Origin of the sequence: Sphingobacterium siyangense (assembly GCF_007830445.1) — a bacterium.
Lineage (GTDB): Bacteria > Bacteroidota > Bacteroidia > Sphingobacteriales > Sphingobacteriaceae > Sphingobacterium > Sphingobacterium siyangense.
The window spans coordinates 80,372-101,156 of sequence record NZ_VLKR01000009.1; the positions used below are offsets into that span (position 1 = coordinate 80,372).

Genomic DNA, 20,785 nt, shown 5'->3' on the forward strand with positions numbered 1-20,785 from the left:
ATTTAATATGAAAAAAGACAAATTAAAAGTATTGGTTGTATTGACATCACATGACCAATTGGGAGATACAGGAGAAAAAACAGGTTTTTGGATAGAAGAATTTGCTGCACCTTACTACGTTCTGCAAGATTCAGGAATCGATGTGACAATTGCATCGCCTAAAGGTGGTCAGCCACCGATAGACCCTAAAAGTGCACTCCCGGATTTTCAAACCGAAGCAACCAAACGTTTTGATGCCGATAAGGAGCTTCAAGTAAAATTGGCAAATAGCATTCCTTTGCATCATATCAATGAGCAGGATTATGATGCTGTTTTCTATCCTGGGGGCCATGGACCTTTGTGGGATTTAACCAACGATAAGACATCCATTGCATTGATCGAATCATTTTGGGCCCACAACAAACCTGTCGCTGCCGTATGCCATGCCCCAGCTGTATTTCGCTATGTCAAGGATAGTAATGGTCAGCCACTAGTCAAAGGCAAAAAAGTTACCGGATTTTCAAATAGCGAGGAAGAAGCGGTTCAACTAACGGATGTTGTTCCCTTTTTAGTGGAAGATGAACTCGTAAAATTGGGTGGTCAGTACAGCAAAGGGGAAGATTGGCATAGTTATGTAGTCAAAGATGGTCATCTCATTACCGGGCAAAACCCTGGGTCTTCGGAAGAAACTGCTAAAGCTTTGTTTACTCTATTGAGCAAGATATAATAAACAATTAGCTAAAAATCAACAAGGTTATTTCCTTTCAAGGAAATAACCTTGTTGATTTTTATATAGGTAGCAGCAAAGTACAAACTGGCTTTGGCCGATTTATATTTTTTGTGAGCAATATATAAAACCGTAATTTTTCCAATAGTGGAATGGACATCCTATAAGATTTTGGCATAAAAAAAGCACCGGAGTTTTCCGGTGCTTTTTTAGTTCAGAAGTTCAATAAAGACAAGTGAGTTAATTATTTTATGCTATAGGTTACGTTTGCCATTGTCAACCAAGGCGAGGTAAATCGTATATTAATTGTATCGCCCGATTTGCCCAAAGCCTGAACATACACGATCATTTTTCCATGATAAACGCGCTGTTTATTATCGGTATAGTCGCCCATATCTGCATTGTTCCCCGCTTCCATACCCAGTAATCGCGCATGTCCAGCAATATCACAGGTGATTTCATCTTCCGAAAGGACCACAGGAAGTCCCTTGTTATCCACCACTTGCAAGGCAACCTGCAAAATGCCACCGCCTTCAATCGCTTTCCCTCCTATCACCGTCGCCTGAATCGCCGCCGGACGTTCACTGGATTCGATAGTGTGCCGAACTACTTCTTTTTTATTCGTGTCCAGACCAACAACCTCTAGTTTACCAGCTGCATAGGGAATATCCCAAAAGATGATACCTGTCTTCTCATCGTAATTTTTCTCTTCGCCAACAACCTTACCATTGAGCTCCAATCGCGCCTGAGGGCTATTGGTGTAACAGACCACCCTGATTTGCTGTCCCTCCTGATAGTTCCAAATTGGCCAGGCATCCATGGAGGGCGCTTCATTTTTCCGTTGTCCTTGCTCGGATTCCAACGCAGACCAAACATCGGTAGTCGTTGCTGCGCCCTTCAATGGATAGGTTCCCAAATAAGCCATTGGTTTATCGGACCACAGCGATTGGCGGTAATAACCCCTCGGTTTAATAAAACCTGCGAAATCCAGCAGTCCCGAATAAAATCCACGTGAAGGCCAACGCCCCGACTCTCCGAGATAGTCAATACCCGTCCACAAGAACTGGCCAAATATATGCTTGTTGTCGCGTACGGCAAGCCATGCCGGAAGATCGTGCCGATTCTCACTTCCGAAAATCACGCGTGCTGGATAGCGCTGATGATCCAGTTGATAACGACTTTCGGTATAATTGTACCCTGCAATGTCGAGTGCCCCCGGATAGGCCGTTTCGTTGGACATAGCCACACCTGCAAGCCCTGCTGTAACAGCTCTGCTTTTATCATATTTTTTCACAACCGCAACCAAGCGTTTCGCTATATCACCCAATCGCATCGCATCTGGTGCATCCTTTTTGTATCCGCCATACGAAGCCTGTGTAAAACCACCCTCCTTCTTCTCGCCGTTAAGGACAGGATGTGAATAAGGGTCATTTGGATAATCCACTTCATTCCCTATACTCCAGGCGAAAATCGAGAGGTGATTGCGATCCCGTTTGACCATATCTGCAAGATCTTGCTCTCCCCAGCTTTCAAAAAAGTCATACGATCCCTCAAAACCGGGCGTTCCGACATTCCAGCCCTGCAGCCATTTCCGTTTTGGAAATTCCCATTCATCAAATGCCTCATCCATAACCAACAGCCCCAACTCGTCACATAAGGTGTAAAGCGAGGATGCTTGCGGATTATGACTGGTTCGAATGGCATTGACACCCAAAGATTTTAATGTCTGCAGCCGCCGACGCCATACCTCGGTATACATTTCAGCACCCAGCACACCGGCATCGTGATGTAGGCACACGCCTTTGACTTTCATCCATTCGCCGTTTAAAGCAAAACCCTTGTTTGGATCAAATGTAAAAGTTCGGAAGCCCGTTTTGATTGCCGACTGATCAATTTGCTTTCCATTTTGCAATACGCTTGTCCGCAAGGTATATTGATTGGGTTGATCCAAGCTCCACAATTTAGGGTTTGCAACCGTCAATTGCTGCTGTATCGTCGCTTTAGCAGCAGCATCAACCTTCACTTTCTCCGATTTATTAGCGACAACTTTCCCTGCGGCGTCAATCAACTCCTGCACAACGGTAACCGCACTGCCGTTGGACGTACTATTGACAACGGTCACTTCGGTATTTAACATTCCTTTCCCTTGCTTTAGCTCGGGATAGGCATATACTCCCCATTGATCGATATGCAAGGGATTGGCCTTTACAAGCCAAACGTCACGATAAATGCCCGATCCCGTGTACCATCTTGAATCGGCACTTTTACTGTGGTCGACCTTAACAGCGATGGTATTTTCTTTTCCAAACTCAATATATGACGTGATATCATAAGAAAAGGATATATAGCCGTTGGGGCGTTTTCCAACAGATTTGCCATTGACAAACACCTCGCTTCGGTTGTATACGCCCTCAAAATAGATAAATATTTTTTTGCCCTGATCTTCCATAGGTATCAGGAGCTGTTTTTGATACCAGCCAATACCACCCGGTAAATAGCCTGTCGCGCTGGCTAAACTTGGACTGAGCGGGTATTTTACGCCCCAATCATGGGGCAAACGGACCTGCTGCCAGGCTCCACGCTTCGTTTCTGCGCTGACCTGCCCCTCGATATCACCCAAATGGAAACGCCAGTCTGAATTGATCGCTTCGGCTTCACCAAATCCAGCCTGTGCGTATAGGCCACTGATGCCCATACCAATAGAAACAGCTAAGACGGATAGTTTTTTTATGAGATTCTTCATTTTACTTTTTGCATTTGGTTCAAGTGATTAAAGCGTTGGAACAACAGGCAACACATGGCCCTGATCATCAAAATACAAACGATCCATGCATACCTCCCGGTTAAATCCTGCTGCGTCGCCCATATCAATACCTTTGGGATAATTGAATCGATGGTAAACAATATACCATTCGTCTTTACCGGGAATCTGCAAAATCGAATTATGCCCAGTGCCATAGATCCCTTTCGCAGGATCTTTTTGTAAGACTAAATTATTAGCCGGAACTGTGATCGGTCCATCTGGGGAAGTTGCAGTTCCATAGCGTACCCGATAATTTTCACTCCGGGTATCATCTTCTGACCAAAAGAAATAATAGCGTCCTTTACGGTAGACAACATAGGCACCTTCGCGGAATGTCTTATCCGGAGTGAGTACCTTTACTGTATTTTTTTTGATGGAAACCATATCTTTGTTGAGTTCAGCAACAGCCAGATAGCCATTTCCCCAATACAGATAGCTTTTTCCCGATTTCGGATCGTTAAACACCGCCGGATCAATCTCCTGCCCGCCATTGACACCCTCAGGCTTAAAATCGATCAGCGGTTTTCCCGCGTCCTTAAAAGGCCCGGTAGGTAAATCAGCCACCGCAACACCGATCTTTTGCGCTGCTGTAAAATAATAATAGTACTTATAATCGTTCTTGACTTTCTTTTCCGTTATTGTAGGTGCCCATGCATTGCGAGGTCCCCAGGCAACATCTTTTTTCAGGTCCAAAATCACCCCTTCATCTTTCCACTGATTGAGATCGGAAGACGAAAAGGTCTTGAAATAATAGCCCCCCCAGCCATCAAAACCATCACTCGTTGGATAGATATAGTATTTTTTTGTTTTATTGGAATAGAGTACATCTGGATCGGCATAAAAGCCATCCAAAACGGGATTCTTTCTGAATGCGAATTCTATATCTTTGGGTTTCCCCCATTTGGAGGTCAAGTCCAAAAGCTCTTGTCTTGAAATAGGAATAATGGTCCCATGACGTGGATGGAAATCCATGTCAATTTGATGGTCGATTACTTTAAAACGATCAAGGTCTTCGGAGGTGCAGAATTGGTATTTCCCTTTACCATAGACATCATACATAAGGATATATTTATCGGACTGATTGAGTTTAAAGACACTGGATCCTTCCACAGCATCATTGGTTTGCTGTTTATAACCCGGCTGTTCAATCCATTTTCCCGAAGTCAGAGAATCGGTTATCGCCAGCTTAATGCCATTTCCATGTCCTTCAGTTTTGTAAAAAAGGTAGAACAAGCCATTCTTTGCAATAATATCGCCATCGATACAGGATTTACCATTTTTTGGAAGAAACAGCACTTTAGGTTCGCTTTCAAAATCTGTAAACTCCTTATTAGCATAGGCATAGTAGATGATATCCGGACCATTTCCGTGCTGCATGGACCAGTACACCATGTATTTACCGACCGAAGGGTCATATATAGTTTGTGGTGCCCATACTCTTTTCAACGCTTCCTGACCTTTGAAACGCTGCTGGATATCGATTGCCTGATGAGACCAATGCACAAGGTCTTCGGATTTTAGCAGGATCAAACCCCGATTGGAATCCCAGCCTTTGGAGGAGGTCATGTCGGTGAGCACCATATAAAATGTTTTCCCATCTTCGCCACGGAGGATATGGGGATCCCGTACACCACCAGTCTTGCTGATCGCCTTCGAATCCAGGATAGGCTGGTTTTCATTTAAGGCTCTGTAGGTATAGCCATCTGTGCTGATCGCAAAACAAACCGCTTCATCTGCGACAGCATTACCTTTGAAATAGGCAAATAAATAACCTGCAAAATCTTTGTCCGTAGGTCCGTTGCGATAAGCCTGAGCAAAAACACCGCATGTAGCATGTATTAAAAATAAGGTAACTAAGATTGAAATTTTGTTTTTTTTCATGAAGGTTTAGTAGAATAAATAAGCATTAGACCATTTTTTTTTGCATCTTTAAAAAGCCACGGAATATGATCCCGTGGCTTCGTAATCCGGCAATTTTACTTGCCATCAGCACCTATTTTAAAGCTATTTTTTGAACTGCCGTATAGTAGTACTCTCCGGATACCGTAGCTTTCACCCCTATTCGGGCAAACACATAATCGAGGTTTTTCAGGTTGTCCGGCAATTCACCAACGATACTTGTCGGTTGACCAAAAGCAACATTAGCCAAATTGGCATCCACACGTAGCTCGCGTTGTACCTGATCTGTTAAAACAGATTTACCGAGGTAAAGTCGCACAAACTCCAAATTTGCCATACCTACTATTCTATTAACCGTAAAGTTAGCAGTAATACTGTTATTATTTTTTTGAAAAGACTCGTTTGTCACCGTGAAATAGGGTGTTACAGGCACATCAATTGTCGTATTGCCCTTTACTTGCACCAAAACCGTATCGGTTGCCTGTTGTAGCCATGGTGAATCTCCTTTCCGCACCAATTTGTATTCGCCATCAAAAAGACTAACAGAAAAAGAGCCGTCCTGATCAAAATATACGGGTATTGCTGAGCGAAGCGGATACCCATCCTGCCATAATTCCAATTGAGGCCCATTATTCCGAACGCCAATCGCCTTTCCTTCATAAACAACGCGTCCCGAAAGCGTTGATTTTGGGGCTTCAAAATTATCATATTTACAACCTACAACGAGTAAGCTTGCAAAAGCTACCAATAAGCTTAAAAATTTTATTTTCATCGTACAACTAGATTAATGGAATGGATTTCTAACTATTTTAGGATTTTTATTAATGACATCCTGACTAATGGACGCATAATAATTGGCCATACGGAAAAAGCGTGCCTTTCTGAAACGCGCAGGTCTTACCCGTTCATAGATATACTTACCGTCATCGGCATGCCCTGGACGCACGACACGATAAGCATATAGTCCATATACAACAGCGTTGGGATCATTTTCCGATCCGTCCCACACCAAATGTGCAATACGCCATCTTTTAAGATCATAGTAACGATGATCTTCGAAAGCAAGTTCCACACGACGTTCGTTCCGGATAATATCCATCGTTAGGTTACTAACGCTATTGGCCGGAAATCCTGCTCTTTCGCGTAATTTATTGACGTAAGTTCTTGCGTCCACAGTCTGTCCCAGCTCAAATGCAGCTTCTGACGCGTTGAGATAAATTTCACCAAGACGAAACCACGGCCACCAGTTAGCAGCTGATGTACCGCGAGTACTGGCTGCCGGCGCATCACTGACAAATTTACGGATATAGAAGCCAGTGTTGCTGACGTCCTGTGCGTCATAAAGCGGTCCATCAAAGCCGGTCCACAAACCACCACTCGCATAATTCTGTCCCAGTTGTGGCGCTGCTGTAAACTGGTAAGCTCCATTCGTCCCCCAAGTTGCCACTCCAGCTTGAATACTCACAGCACGTCCCCGAAAGGAAGTTCCCGGATAAATCACAGTCCCAAACAAACGAGCATCTTTATTCGCAAAAATATCGTTGATATTTTGGTAGGCTACGTAATTTCCTGCGCCGTTTTTATCATGTAGTGTGCCTTTGCTACCGTCTAGATAATCAAAACTTTCTACAAGACTCAATGAAGGAGAAATCGTCGATGATGACTCATTGTCTTCGGTCAGACTTCTGACGATATTGTCATAAGCAAAGCGGTGAACTTTTAAACTCGTTACAAAATCCTTGGCAAAGATGACTTCAGCACCAGTTTTCTTATTGAGCATATCATAAAAATTGGCACCCTTATCGGCATTCTCATTATAAAGTGCATAGGGGCCATTCATAATTTCCTTGGAAGCAGCTAGCGACTTGGTATAATACCCCGTCGCCATATTGGCGGGAATCCCCACTTCTCCTCCGGCAGTCGTTATCGGTGAGGCCATTAGATTATTATATTTCGCGATGGACGCCGCATAAAGCATTGCCCGACTTTCCAAAGCTAATGCTGTATACTTGTTGGCTCTGGTCTTACTGGCATTATAGACGGTAAGATCTTCCTTGATCTCTTCCAATTCTTTGTAAATAAAATCGTAGACTTCATACTCCTTGGCACGTGCCACCTGCAATGGTGTTGGATCACCGCTAAAGTCATAGATGAGCTGGGTTGTAACGATCGGAACCCCACCCATGCGTTTGACGAGCTCAAAATAAACGAAAGCGCGGATGAAGCGTATTTCGGCTTTGTACTGCTTGCGTTGTGCATCAGACAATTGTGTACTGAACTGATCGATATTTTCGAGGGAAAGATTCAGATCCCGAATCAATCCATAATCCCAATAGCGACCGTAATCGTCACCAAACTGATAATCATTACGCCAGTTTTGATCGCGATGTCCCGACCACATGGCATCATCCAATTCAGTCATTCCTCCTGTATTGAAAACACCATGTAGCGTTGGCATTCTATCGTAATAATTGGCGACGAGTGAAGTCAACAGTTTTGGGTCATTCCAAAGCTGTGCATCGGTAATCAATGATTTTGAATCCCGGTCAAACCAATCGTCGTGATTGCAGCTGCTCAACGAGGACAAGGTCAATAAAGCAACTCCTATATATGTAAGTTTAAATCGTAGTTTCATGTTAAAAAGTCATATTAAATCCAACCATAAATACCCTTTGCTGTGGATATACTACTGCTGCTCTCGCTTCGATCTCGGGATCAATCTGGTAGTCTTTGACATTGTCAAAAGAAATCAAGTTTGAGGCATTGATATAGAACCGTATTTTTTCGGCCTTTATCTTTTGAATCCATGCTTTTGGCAGATTGTATCCAACCTCCAGGTTGCGGACACGCAGGTAACGTACATTGGTCAACCAAAAATCACTATTTCGACTATTGGGACCCGAGTTGCCGTTACGAATCGCAGGGTAGCGTCCCGGAATCCATTCGCTGTTTGGATCATAAGGGTCTTTGCGATGCCATCTATCTTCAAGTAGATAAGCTGGAGAATTACCCCCACCATGGAAAGCATTACGTAATTCATAATCCTGAAACCAGGATTGCACCGCACCACCGGCCAGATCAATATTTAAGTTGATGCCTTTCCAGTCAAGTCCTATCCGACCACCGAAGCTCATCATCGGTGCCCAACCCGTCGGATAACCGATCGGACGCTGATCCATATCATTGATAACCCCATCGCCGTTTACATCTTTATAAATCAGATCACCAGGAAGTTGCGTCCTATTGTTCTGACCATCATTATTGATCGGATGGTTACGGATCTCTTCTTCCGACTGAAATCGTCCAACTACTTGGTATCCCCACCATACTCCACCCCAGCGGTCTTCAATCGAGTTACGGTATTCATTCCACGAATTACTGAAACGAGGCTTATAGGTTTCTAGGTCACGATAACGTGAAAAAGTCATATTCCCACTGACAACATAGTTAAGCTCACCGACCTTATCGGTATAGGTAATGATACCTTCGGCTCCATAATAGCCGTTCTTACCGAGGTTTTCATTGGGAAGATCATAACCGATTTCTGCTGGTAATAGGACATCGTATCGTTTGCCAGGATATCCAGTACGGATAATTTTAAAGATATCGGCCGTCAATGTCAGCTTATTTTTCAGCAGTGTCGCATCGATACCCATGTTATAATTGGTGTTTTTAACCCAGGAGAGGTTGCGAACTGGTAAACCTCTAGGCTGTACCCCGGGCACATAAGCTCCGTCTAAGACAGCACTTCCAGCCGCCCAATTATACCCGGCAAGGTAATCGTGCATTCCCACCCCCTCTTCAAGTCCTGTTTGTCCGATCGAACCACGGATTTTAAGGTCACTCACCACAGATTTTAAGGGTTTAAAGAACCCTTCATCCGAAATACGCCAACCTACCGATGCTCCTGGAAACAATCCCCAGCGTTTACCTTCATAATATTTAAAGGAACCATCATAACGGCCCAGTACCTCCAGAAGATACTTGCCCTTGTAGTTGTAATTGATACGGCCAATATATCCAGCCCGAGCCTCGTAAGCCCATTCATCGGCCAAACTATTGAGCTCCGACAGTCTTAACAACGGAATATAATTGTTTGAAGGATTTGCGCCCAATGCCTTATACGTCCGGTCCCAATCTGAACGCTCATAGCCTAACATTCCCGCGAAAGTATGATCGCCGATCTGCTTGTTATAATCGATCTGGAACTGTGCAAAGCGGGAAACAATCTCCCTCGTGGTATCGTAACGCCAGCCAGCATCACTTCCACCAGTACGCTTATAGGCATTATTTTCGTACCGATATACATCATAGGTATATTGGAAGCCTTCAAATTTATTGTTGGTATAGTTGTAAGAAACAGTTCCTTTTGCCGACAAACCAAAATTTGTCTTATAGGCCGCAAAGAGATTCACATTTCCAGCAAGGTATTTATTGTCTTTATAGCCGGCAATATCGCGACTAAAGAGAGCCGGGTTATAGGGAAAATCATTGGTATGATTGATATATTCCGGATTGTCATTTGCGTAGGGACCTACAGTCGGCCTATTTTTCATAATAGCCAAAATAGACGAGAAGTATCCATCCCCACCTGGTAAGCCAACATCCTGTGTGCCCTCATGTCTTCCTGAAATCTGCGTCCCGACAGTAAGTCCTTTGAGTACCTCAGCTTCCATATTGGCCTGGAAATTGGTTCGCTTATAATTGAAATCCTTGATCATTGCATCCTGATTGAGGTGGCCCAATGACAGGAAGTAATTGGATTTTTCATTTCCACCGGTAACATTGGCATTGATGTATCGCTGTGGAATATTCTTACGGATCACCATGTCATAATAATCATAGCCTTGGTAGCCGGGCTCTGTCCCTGCCTGCCATTTCGCCAACTCCTCGGGCGTATATACCGTCCTCGGGTCGCGGTTTTCATTCTGTGCGGCCTCAACCAATCCACGTGTGTATTGTTTAGCGTTTGCCATGGTCGGAAAACGTGTCAAATTTTGCCAGCCTTGGTAGCCATTAATATTGATTTTTGCACTTTCTCCTTTTGCACCTTTTTTGGTGGTAATCAATACAACACCTCTGGAAGCACGGAATCCATATACTGCTGCGGCGGCATCTTTCAAAATAGAGATACTCTCAATATCTTCTAGATTCAGCGAATTGAAGATATCTGCGCCGGAGCCATTCTGTGTACCAACCCAATCAGTACCTTCCTGACCTCCATAAGCAACACCATCAATTACATATAAAGGCGAGCCCATATTCCGGATTTCGATCGCTGCACCACGACCGGGACGCGCGTCTTTGGCACGCACTGAGATCCCCTGTACCTTTCCTGCCAAAGCCCCAGCAGTCGTCGTCGATGACGACCGTACAATATCCTCTGATTTAATATTGCTTACCGCCCCTGTAATATTACGTTTGGACTGTTTACCATAACCAACAACGACGACATCCTCCAATACATTTTCATCTGCCTCGAGCTGGATTTTTAAATTTGTTGTTCCATCCAATGGAACTCGACGAGTCTTATACCCAACAAATGACACGACGAGCGTTCCTTTGTTAGCATTCAGCTCAAATTTCCCCGATTTGTCTGTTGAGGTTCCCTTCCCCCCTTCCAGGAGGAGTACACTCGCACCAACGATAGGCTCGTTTGCTTTGTTGAAAACTTGTCCCGTAACCTTCTCCTGCGCATACAGCAATGTTGGCATCACGCTCAACATGGTGTAAAAAGAAGCAATCTTTAAGTTTTTCATAAATTTCAATACGAATTAAACAGTAAATAATACAATCTAGCCGGACAAGACAATATGATGGTAAACTACGGTCTACTTTGGTTATTTCTTTTGCATCGTTGCCACCCCTACCTAGATTTATAATTGGATTAATACCTCAAACTTAGCCGATTTTGCAGCATTCTATCGTACACAAATCCGTCAAAAAACATATATTTTTTAGTCAAAAACAGTTTTTTAAATATATTTAAGGCATATTTTATGTTTTTTTTCAAACTGATCTACGAAAAAACTATGCCCCTAGCTATGTTTAAATAGTAGGGGCATACTTATCTGATGTGGATTGTTTTAATACACTACGCGAGCTTTATTGTCGGATCGTTGATATTCGGAAGGTAGCTGGCCAAACTCCTCTTTAAAACATTGCCGAAAATAAATCGCACTATTGATTCCGACCATAAATGACACTTCAGTCACGTTATACTTCCCGGTCCGAAGTAGATCTGCCGCCTTATGGATACGTATCTTACGTACGAGCTGATTGATATTTTTCCCTGTGATGCCTTTCAATTTCCGATAAAGGGTAGACTGACTCATATTCATGCGATCAGCGAGGGTAGCAGCATCCAATACCTCATCCTGCATATGCTGTTCGACGATCTGCATAAAATCCTGAACAAATTCATTTTCACGCCAGAGTTCCTCCGTAGGCTTTTGTTCTAGTTCTATATTGGTAGTTGAAAAAGATGATTTTGTATTTAAACTTTCCAAAATCAGTTCATTGATCTGTTTCTGTCGGCTCAATAGATTGTCAATACGTTTGAAAAGTAAAGCTGCTGTAACTGGTTTGATCAGGTAGGAGTCTATCCCCAGATCATAGCCCCGTTGTCGGTCTGCATCGGTGTTTTTTGCTGTCAATAGCAACAGTGGGATATGACTTGTGCTACGTTCCTGTTTCAATTGCTGTACAAGCTGAAAACCATCCATATCGGGCATCATAATATCACTGATCACCAAATCGGGCACTCTAGCCATCGCCATTTGATAGCCTACAGTTCCATTTTCGGCGAGCACTACATCATACTGTCTTTGCAAGGTACTTCCCAGATATTCACGAAGTTCCAGATCATCCTCAACCAATAGCACTAGCGGACGTTGCGAAGAAACAGGCAGCTCGCCATTCTCAACAGGTAATCGATCGGTTTTCAATTTTACTGTAAAGGTGGTACCAAGACCAAATGTACTATTCACATCAATCTTTCCATGATGGATCGCCACAAGTTCTTTCACCAAGGCCAGACCAATACCCGTACCCTGAGTACCTGTACCCGCAACCTGATAATACTTTTCAAAAATCCTACCGATATCTTCTTTGTCAATACCTACTCCTGTATCTTCTACGGACAACACCGCCCAATGGTCCAAATCCGATTCTTCGTAATGCAAGCTTAGTTTAATATAACCTGACTCGGTATATTTATAGGCATTCGACAATAAATTATCGACGATCAATTGTACGATTTCGGCATCAAATAGCGTACGTGAATCCTTCACAGGGAGTTCAGACAACACCCGAAGACCAGGTTTGTGATTCAATGTTTTATATTTATGGGCAAGATCTACGAGCATTTCTCCCAAAGACCCAGCTTCAGGTACAAAGGGTTTAAACTGCGATTCTACCTTCCTAAATTCCAACAACTGGTTGACCAATGTGAAGAGTCTATTAGCGCTTTTCTGTACCGTCTGAACCAGTTCGCGATGTTTTTCAGTAAGCTGCTGCTCTTGGGACAGGTCGTCAAGGGGGCCTAGAATCAACGTCAAAGGTGTCCGTAGCTCGTGTGTTATATGCGTATAGAAATTTAGGCGCTCTGCATGTAACTGTTCGTCCTGCACATGTTGCCGCTCTTTCAGTTTTAGTTCGGATTCAGCTTTCATTTTTTTGAAATAGAAAGAAATGATAATATATCCAATTAGCAGCACAAGGAGCAGATACACGATCTTGGCGGATAAACTGAGATAAAAAGGTGGCGCAATGTTGATCAATAGATGCTGGTAGTCCTGCGACCATTGCCCATTTTTCATCCGGGTACGAATCAGTAGCTCATGTTCACCGTAGGGTATATTACGAAAATCGAGGTTGGTCTCGTTTCCCAGAAAGATCCAGTCATTATTAAGCCCTTGCAATTTATAGCCAAACTCGACCAAACCGTCTAGAGCAAAGTCCATGACAGCAAGTTCGATACGAAAGCTATTTTCATCATAATTGAGTTCAATCGCCTTTGTCGGCGAGGGATATTTATCGACCTGCGTACCGGACTCTCCGGATCGAAAAACAATAAATCGGCTAATACTTAGGGACGAGGTTGGTAAATTGGACGGGATTGTGGCTGGGTTGAAATAACACATTCCTTCCTGCATCCCAAAATACAGTCGACCTTCACTGTCTTTTCCTACACTTGCATTGATAAAACCTCCCAAAGGCAAACCGAAAGACTGGTCATATTGTAGAAAACGTCTTTCTTTCGGGACATAGCGTAACATCCCCGATTTGGTCGAACACCAAATATTTCCGGTCTGATCTTCTGCGAGTCCATTGACAAAAAGCCATGCATTCCCTCCCGGAGGCATCAATAGAGACAGATCACCAATCTTCTTACCCGCTTCCTGTACAGCCAGTCCTTGATTTGTAGCCACCCAGATATTGTTATTTCTATCCCGCAACAAATGATTAATCGTGTTATTTTGCAAGCCATTACCCTTGTCCATTTTTCGAAGCAGTTTATGCTGAGGATCGTAAACATAGAGTCCTTGCCCATAAGTTCCGACCCACATGTTGTGTTGGCCATCTTCCATCAACGTTCGGGGCGCATAATCGCCAAGCATTGGTTTGTTGATCAAAAGCTTCTGGACATGCCCCTTTCCTTCATCATATATAAATACCCCTTGATGTGCTGCAAACCAGATCTGTCCCAAATGGTCCTCATAAATCGCGCGTACCTCCGTCACAGGCTCACCTAAATCAATGGTTTTCCAAACGGACGATCCAGCATATTGAACGGCAATTCCACCTTTACGTAATCCGAGCCAAACATGTTGATGCTGGTCCTTAAAAGCTGTTAGCAGGAAATCGTCTGCCCCACCATTCTTTTTGGTAATCTGTCTCAATAAACGCCCTTCCGCATTCATTTCGACCAGACCTGAACCTTCAGTCGCCAAACGTATTGTCCGATTTTCCCCCACCAATACATTGCTCACTGTTGCCAGTCGATCCGGCAGCATATTGTCTGATGGAAAGAAACTAAAGAAGGGGGCTATATGACTCACAACTCCCAAGCCACCACCATATAACGCTAGCCAAACGTTTCCAAACCGATCGGGAGTAATATGCTGAACCATCGTATTATTGCCTTTCCCCAGATCAAAACGCTCTACATGCTGTACGGCTTCAATACGCTTATCATAACCATAGCTCGGCTGCAATAAAAAGAGTTGCGACGATTCGGCCCCTATCCACAACGTATGGCCAATTTCCTTAATCGCATATACAAAAGGTTCATTTCCATTTTTTGCCAATCCTGCCAAAGAAATCTGCTGTAGTTTACCGGAAGCTGGATGATACACAGCCAGCCCCTTTCGGGTCCCTATCCACATATTGCCGGCTTGATCACAAAACAAAACTTTAATTTCATTATCTGGTAATTGTCCGGAGGTATTGTGATTAGTTAGTCTTTTCAAAGAATGGCTAATGGGATCCATTATTGTTAAACCTTCGTTAACATGCCCGATGTAAAGCATTCTTTTTTGATCTTCGGCCAGAGACCAAATGCTATTTTCGGGAAGACCCGGAAAATTCTTTTTATTGAAATGACTAAATTCTCCCGTTACCGGATCAAAATGCTGCACCCCTTGATGGTAGGTCGCTAACCACAATTTCCCATCCTTGCCTTCAATCATATCCGTAATATCATTCGTGGCTATGGATTTTGGATTAGCTGCATCATGTGTATAATAACTGAATCTATTTGTGCCTAGGTCAAGCACATTCAGCCCATTGGACCTTGTTCCGATATACACTTTCCTGTCTGCATACAGCAACGTATTAATTTCATTGCTATTGATCGATTGACCGTCCTGCTTATCGGCGGCATAATACGATTTAAAAGACTTACCCGCATAACGGTTCAGCCCTAGCTCTGTGGCTACCCACATAAATCCTTCATCGTCATGCACGATATCCAGTACCTGCTGATTGCTTAAGCCATCTTGAAGGGAAAAAAAATGGGCATTGTTGGGCTGTCCATAAACATAGGCCAACTGCCAAAGAAAAACAATAATAATGAGAAAATTTTTCATAGCTCCGCCACCACCAAATAAGTTAACAACACCAACCTGTTCTCTTGAATTGGATCCTTTGCCGACTATCATTCGCCCCAATCCATTTGCAACTTTTTGCAAAATTATTGAGCACCACAACAACTATACAATGAAAATATTCAGGATATAAACACAACATAGGTCCATTCAAATAAAGGTTATTTTCAAGTTAAAGATAAGAATAAATATATAAATGTCAAATAAACATTTATAATAGTGCCAAGAGGAATATCGTGCATAATCTCACGGAATATTGATCAACTAAAATTACCTACCAATACCTGAAATATTGGTATATTGCAACAAAATCTAATAACACTTGTGAATCACAAAAAACACGTTCATGAATAAAATCTTCTCAACCTTACTCCTATCCTGTGCCCTGTACCTGCCGACACTAAATTTTGCGCAACAAAAAAATGCACTTCCTCAACTCATTCCATTTCCGCAGCAATTGGAGGCTAAGCCAGGCCTTTTTCAGCTAAAGGGTCAAGAATTGGGTTACTATATTGATCCAGCCCTATCTTCTAAATCATTATCGGGATGGATCGACCATTCCCTATTCGGGAAACTGAACAAAAAAAACGTAACGAAAGCCAGCGCTACGTTGCAATTAATTAAAAATCAAGGGCTCTCAAATGAGGGATATGAATTGATAATAGATCAAAAAGGTATCCAGATTATCGCCGCATCTGAAAAGGGTGCATTTTATGGATTACAGACAATCCAGCAATTATATTTACTCTCAGGAACAACAGCTAAGCTTGCTCTTCCCTATGTAACGGTCAAAGACGAGCCAGCTTTCCAATGGCGAGGTGTCGAACTCGATGTAGCCCGTCATTTTTTTCCAAAAGATTATATTTATAAATTTATCGATCTACTTGCAACCTACAAGTTCAACAAATTTCACCTGCACCTGACAGACGATCAAGGTTGGCGCATAGAAATCAAAAAATACCCCAAACTAACCGAACAAGGGGCTTGGCGGACGTATAACAATCAGGATTCTGCCTGCTTTGTGAAAGCCAAGGAAAATCCCGACTTTAATCTGCCCAAGGAATTGATCCGCACAACAAACGGAAAGGAAGAATATGGCGGTTTTTATACACAACAGGATATCAGGGACATTGTAGCGTATGCGGGCAGCCGACAAATAGAAATCATTCCGGAAATAGATATGCCAGGGCATATGATGGTAGCTACAAAGGCCTATCCCGAACTCCTATTGGACAGTCAGTCCGCGGGCTGGGGAAAACAATTTTCTGTACCGATCAGCCCCTGGAAAGAAAGCAGTTATACTTTTGTTGAGAATGTACTAAGCGAAATCATTGAGCTATTCCCATCACACTATATTCACATTGGTGCCGACGAGGTAGAAAAAGACTCCTGGTCAAAATCAGCAGCTGCGCAGGCTTTTATGAAAGAAAAGCAAATACCTAACTTACATGATCTGCAAGGTTATTTCGTCAAAAGAGTGAACAATTTTATCCGTTCAAAAAATAAACAGAGTATCGGCTGGGATGAAATATTGGACGGCAGTTCCGATACCAGCATGATGGTCATGTACTGGCGTGGTTGGGTAAAAAACGCACCTATGGAAGCTGTTAACCGTGGTCACAGGGTCGTTATGACACCTACAAATCCGCTTTATTTTGATTACCTTCCAAATAGCAGCAGCCTAGATGCCGTGTACAATATGAGCGTGGTCCCTTCGGATATATCCAGCCAAAAAGCACATTTGATCCAAGGTGCACAAGCCAATATCTGGACAGAAATGATCCCCTCAACCGCGCGGTTAGAGTTTATGATCCTCCCACGTTTAAGTGCTTTATCGGAACGCGTATGGACCAACAAATCCCTGTATGATAGCTATAGAAATCGAGTGATTGCACACTTTGGACTCTGGAACAAAATGGGTTTACGGTATCGTATGCCAGACCTCAACGGTTTCGCCGAAACACAGGTAATTGTCGACGGACAATCTACACTAAAAGTCTCGAATGAACTTCCCCAAAATCCAATACATTATACCACCGATGGTAGTCTTCCAACAAAGCAAAGCGCAGTGCTGAACGGCTCTCTTGTCGTTAAAAAAGAAGGCCCTATTCGTTTTGCGACAATCTCGCCTTCGGGTGCAAAAAGTGAGCTCTATCAGGTTGATTTTAAAAATGATACTTGGAAAAAGGGTATAAAAGTTGATGAAAGCACCGTGGTTCCGGGCCTTACAGCGACATTTTTCAATGGAACTTTTACCAATACTTCGGCCATTTCGGGTCCCGAAGTGCGTCAGGAAGTGATAAGCAATGTAGCGCTAAGCGATACCATCAAAATGCCTTCTTTTGGTGCAAAAATAAGAGGATACCTCTACGTCAAAGAAAAAGGAATCTATAATTTCTATTTTACTTGTGATGATGGTGGTGTCCTGCGGATACATGATCAGCTTGTCGTTGATAATGACGGACAGCATGCGCCGATTATGAAAAGCGGACAGATTGCGCTAGAAGCAGGCTACCACCCAATTGCTGTAGATTTCCTTGAAGCTGGAGGAGGTTTCACTTTAAAACTTCAATACAATGTCAATGATTCAAAAGTGATCGATATTCCCAAAGCGTCTTTTTTCCATAAAAAGGATTAGAAAAAATCGACATAAAATAGCAGTGATACCATCCCCAGTGCAGTCAATACGCACTGGGGATTTTTTTACCCGACAAGATTCTGGTCTAACGCGAAGCTAGGGATAACATATTCGCAAAAAGACGATATGCCCCTGCTACTCCTGCTGGCAGTTGTCGAAAGAGCGACAGGCTGTTATAGATATAATAACCTTTTCCCTTTTTGTGCAGCAGCAATAACCCATCTTCCGTACGATTATCTCCATTTTGCCCACGCAGTATCGGTTCAAAACCCGAAGCCCATTTTTGAGGTAAAAAAAGTGCCCGGTCCTGTACCCAATTTTGAAAATCATGCTGTCCGATTACATTAGGGTAGTTCAATATGCGATGGGAAGGGTTCAAAAATGATATATGGCTTTCCGCATCTGTAATTCTTTCCGGGGAAACCGCTAAAGGATAAGCCCCAACCTCCGTCAAATGCAAATCATACGGCGTATTATACTGCCCTATCAATACACCACCCTGCTCAACATAGTCACGAAAAAGCTGATGAAATCCCGTAATTAGCGGGTGGCTATTGTATATTCGTATTCCCAAAACCACTGCATCAAAGCCTGAGAGATCAATTCCCCCAATTGACTCAAATGGAATAATCTCCAAATGACCAACAAGCTGGCGTAAGCTCCCTGCAAGTTCATCGTTCATCCCCGAAATATAAGCAACTTTCTGGGCCGTAATATTCACGGGTAAATTTAGCACCCGCAATATGCCCTTGGGAAAGTAAGTTACTTGATTAACATGTGGATAAACAATACTTCTGGATGTGAACGGATACCGTCCTGTAGCCGTCTCAATCTCAAAGCCGATCTCTTGAATATATTCCTGCTGCGCAGGCGAACTCAACTCAAAGCTAAGCTTCTCGGTTGCATTACCCGCTATATTGAGTTCAATTTCTTTCGGAAATACATCGAGCCCATCCGGTAGCGTAAGCTTAACCTTTATGGCTAAGGCTTCGGGGGTATTAGATTGCAGCTCTAAAGCAATTGAACGTTTGGTTGCATTAGAGAGCACCACGATATCCGACTCAAAAGTTGCTGTCACCGGAGGGGCAACTGCAACAGGACCAGCAGCATGTTTTACAGGTAGCTTAACCGCAATCGGTAAGCCAGCAAACTGCAGTTCCAAATGAACAGACAATTCAGTCCCAAATTGTGTCAATACAACATCAGCAGGCGACGCCGGCGCATAGTTATGTGCATCGCCCTCAGCACTAAGCCAAGTTGGAAAAGTAGGTAAAATCGTATCCAGAAGCTGACCATTTAAATGGATCGTCTTCGAAGGTGACAAAGTAAAGTCTTTTTGCTCTCCGTTACGAATAAATGGAACTTTCACCGTGGTCAGCTGTAGATTGGATTCCGATGGGATATGCGCATTCAGGACCATGTTAACCTCGGTCCCTGGTACCCACAGTTCCTCAATAGCCTGTACTTCCAAAGAAACACCAGCAAAGTCGAGCAGAAGACGCTCTACCTCAGCTCGCTTTTCATGGATAACATGACCATCGGGAACAATCCTCATCCAAAATAAAATCGTTCCAAGCTCCAAGACAAGTTCTGCTGTATCTGACTCACATTTTGCAATGAGGTCGTCCACCAAGCGATTAAATACGAGTGAATAAGAATCTTGAGCAGTATATTGCGTAAAAATAGCGGGCTGTCTCTCCGAACTGATCGGTGTACCTTTTAATAATTCAAAATATTCGGTGCTAGGCTGATGCCGAACAAGACTTCCCATGGCCTGAGAACGATGCCTATTACGGCTTTCTGCAGCAATCTCACCATAATGAAAGTCCAAAGAGCCGTGTCTCACTGGAATATCCAGCGAAAAATATGCTGGCAAAGGCCTTACTTCTCCACCGATATCCTTCACACCACTGTCCTGATACACATTCCACAACAGCTGCCGAGCCTTCCAAGGCTCCAATTCGGAGAGCTGTTCTATATAAGCTGATGGATCAGCGGCCAGATCAAAAGCCTTTGCCGCTAGAATTGCTGAAGCCTGATGATGTCCATGTGAGTCCGGGACACCCGGTGAAAAACGTGTTACAATTACAGTAGGGCGAAAATAACGGATGGTCCAAACCATATCGGCAAGTACACCGTTTTCATCCCATCGTGCCAGCGTTTCATCGACAGATTTTGCAAATCCAAAATCCTTAGCACGTGTAAAAAACTGTTTTGTTCCCTCAATTGCACGGGCTGCAAGTGATTCCTGCACCCGAAGTACACCTAGATCCAGTCCCTTTTCTGTGCCTATAAAATTCTGTCCACCCTCACCACGCGTCACGGAAAGATAGGCCGTATCGACCAACTGATGCTGAGCCAAAAAGGTCAACAATTTATTGTTCTCGTCGTCCGGATGAGCACCGATATATAAAACACGATCAGACATTTTAAGCCTACATAACGCACGCATCATCATTTGTTCTTTACGCGAAAAAGCCTGATCTAAATGTTGTTCGTGTGCCTGTTGTGCTAAATATTCCAATGCCATATCCTTCCTACTAAATATTTCTACGGCTCAAATATAGGAATATTTTTCAATAAACTACTAAATAGGTGGATTATATATTTTAACCAAGAATTAGTATTAA

Annotated in this window: 9 protein-coding genes; 2 read left to right on the forward strand and 7 right to left on the reverse strand. The window is 43.3% G+C overall.

Annotation, left to right across the window (positions count from 1 at the left end; genetic code table 11):
* Positions 1–7 precede the first annotated feature (7 nt).
* The gene (locus IQ31_RS10035) at positions 8–706 is read left to right on the forward strand and encodes a type 1 glutamine amidotransferase domain-containing protein (RefSeq protein WP_145327885.1); all 699 of its coding nucleotides are present in this window, start codon (positions 8–10) and stop codon (positions 704–706) included.
* Positions 707–950: 244 nt separating this feature from the next.
* Here the strand turns inward: IQ31_RS10035 and IQ31_RS10040 are convergent, their stop codons facing one another.
* The 6 genes from IQ31_RS10040 to IQ31_RS10065 all read right to left on the reverse strand — a co-directional run bounded on the left by IQ31_RS10040 (position 951) and on the right by IQ31_RS10065 (position 15,601).
* On the reverse strand, positions 951–3,449 hold the full coding sequence (locus IQ31_RS10040; RefSeq protein ID WP_208734201.1) for a glycoside hydrolase family 2 TIM barrel-domain containing protein: 2,499 nt from the start codon (positions 3,447–3,449) through the stop codon (positions 951–953).
* 27 nt (positions 3,450–3,476) lie between these two features.
* The gene (locus tag IQ31_RS10045) at positions 3,477–5,390 is read right to left on the reverse strand and encodes a glycoside hydrolase family 43 protein (RefSeq protein ID WP_145327886.1); all 1,914 of its coding nucleotides are present in this window, start codon (positions 5,388–5,390) and stop codon (positions 3,477–3,479) included.
* Between the two features lie 112 nt (positions 5,391–5,502).
* A complete protein-coding gene (locus IQ31_RS10050; RefSeq protein WP_145327887.1) occupies positions 5,503–6,180 on the reverse strand; it encodes a DUF3823 domain-containing protein in 678 nt (225 codons plus the stop codon).
* 12 nt (positions 6,181–6,192) lie between these two features.
* On the reverse strand, positions 6,193–8,043 hold the full coding sequence (locus tag IQ31_RS10055; protein ID WP_145327888.1) for a RagB/SusD family nutrient uptake outer membrane protein: 1,851 nt from the start codon (positions 8,041–8,043) through the stop codon (positions 6,193–6,195).
* Position 8,044: 1 nt separating this feature from the next.
* A complete protein-coding gene (locus IQ31_RS10060) occupies positions 8,045–11,167 on the reverse strand; it encodes a SusC/RagA family TonB-linked outer membrane protein (protein ID WP_145327889.1) in 3,123 nt (1,040 codons plus the stop codon).
* Between the two features lie 327 nt (positions 11,168–11,494).
* A complete protein-coding gene (locus tag IQ31_RS10065; RefSeq protein WP_145327890.1) occupies positions 11,495–15,601 on the reverse strand; it encodes a hybrid sensor histidine kinase/response regulator transcription factor in 4,107 nt (1,368 codons plus the stop codon).
* A 262-nt stretch (positions 15,602–15,863) separates the two neighbouring features.
* Between IQ31_RS10065 and IQ31_RS10070 the strand changes: the two genes are divergently transcribed.
* Positions 15,864–18,155 (forward strand): family 20 glycosylhydrolase, encoded by a 2,292-nt coding sequence (locus IQ31_RS10070; protein WP_145327891.1) that lies wholly within the window; start codon positions 15,864–15,866, stop codon positions 18,153–18,155.
* Positions 18,156–18,240: 85 nt separating this feature from the next.
* Here IQ31_RS10070 and IQ31_RS10075 read toward each other — a convergent pair whose 3' ends face one another.
* On the reverse strand, positions 18,241–20,685 hold the full coding sequence (locus IQ31_RS10075; RefSeq protein ID WP_145327892.1) for a PIG-L family deacetylase: 2,445 nt from the start codon (positions 20,683–20,685) through the stop codon (positions 18,241–18,243).
* Positions 20,686–20,785: the final 100 nt, after the last annotated feature.

Coding starts and splice junctions, on each gene's coding strand:
- IQ31_RS10075 (WP_145327892.1), bottom strand. CDS start 20,685: ATGGCATTGGAATATTTAGCACAACAGGCACACGAACAACATTTAGAT.
- IQ31_RS10035 (WP_145327885.1), top strand. CDS start 8: ATGAAAAAAGACAAATTAAAAGTATTGGTTGTATTGACATCACATGAC.
- IQ31_RS10045 (WP_145327886.1), bottom strand. CDS start 5,390: ATGAAAAAAAACAAAATTTCAATCTTAGTTACCTTATTTTTAATACAT.
- IQ31_RS10055 (WP_145327888.1), bottom strand. CDS start 8,043: ATGAAACTACGATTTAAACTTACATATATAGGAGTTGCTTTATTGACC.
- IQ31_RS10050 (WP_145327887.1), bottom strand. CDS start 6,180: ATGAAAATAAAATTTTTAAGCTTATTGGTAGCTTTTGCAAGCTTACTC.
- IQ31_RS10070 (WP_145327891.1), top strand. CDS start 15,864: ATGAATAAAATCTTCTCAACCTTACTCCTATCCTGTGCCCTGTACCTG.
- IQ31_RS10040 (WP_208734201.1), bottom strand. CDS start 3,449: ATGAAGAATCTCATAAAAAAACTATCCGTCTTAGCTGTTTCTATTGGT.
- IQ31_RS10060 (WP_145327889.1), bottom strand. CDS start 11,167: ATGAAAAACTTAAAGATTGCTTCTTTTTACACCATGTTGAGCGTGATG.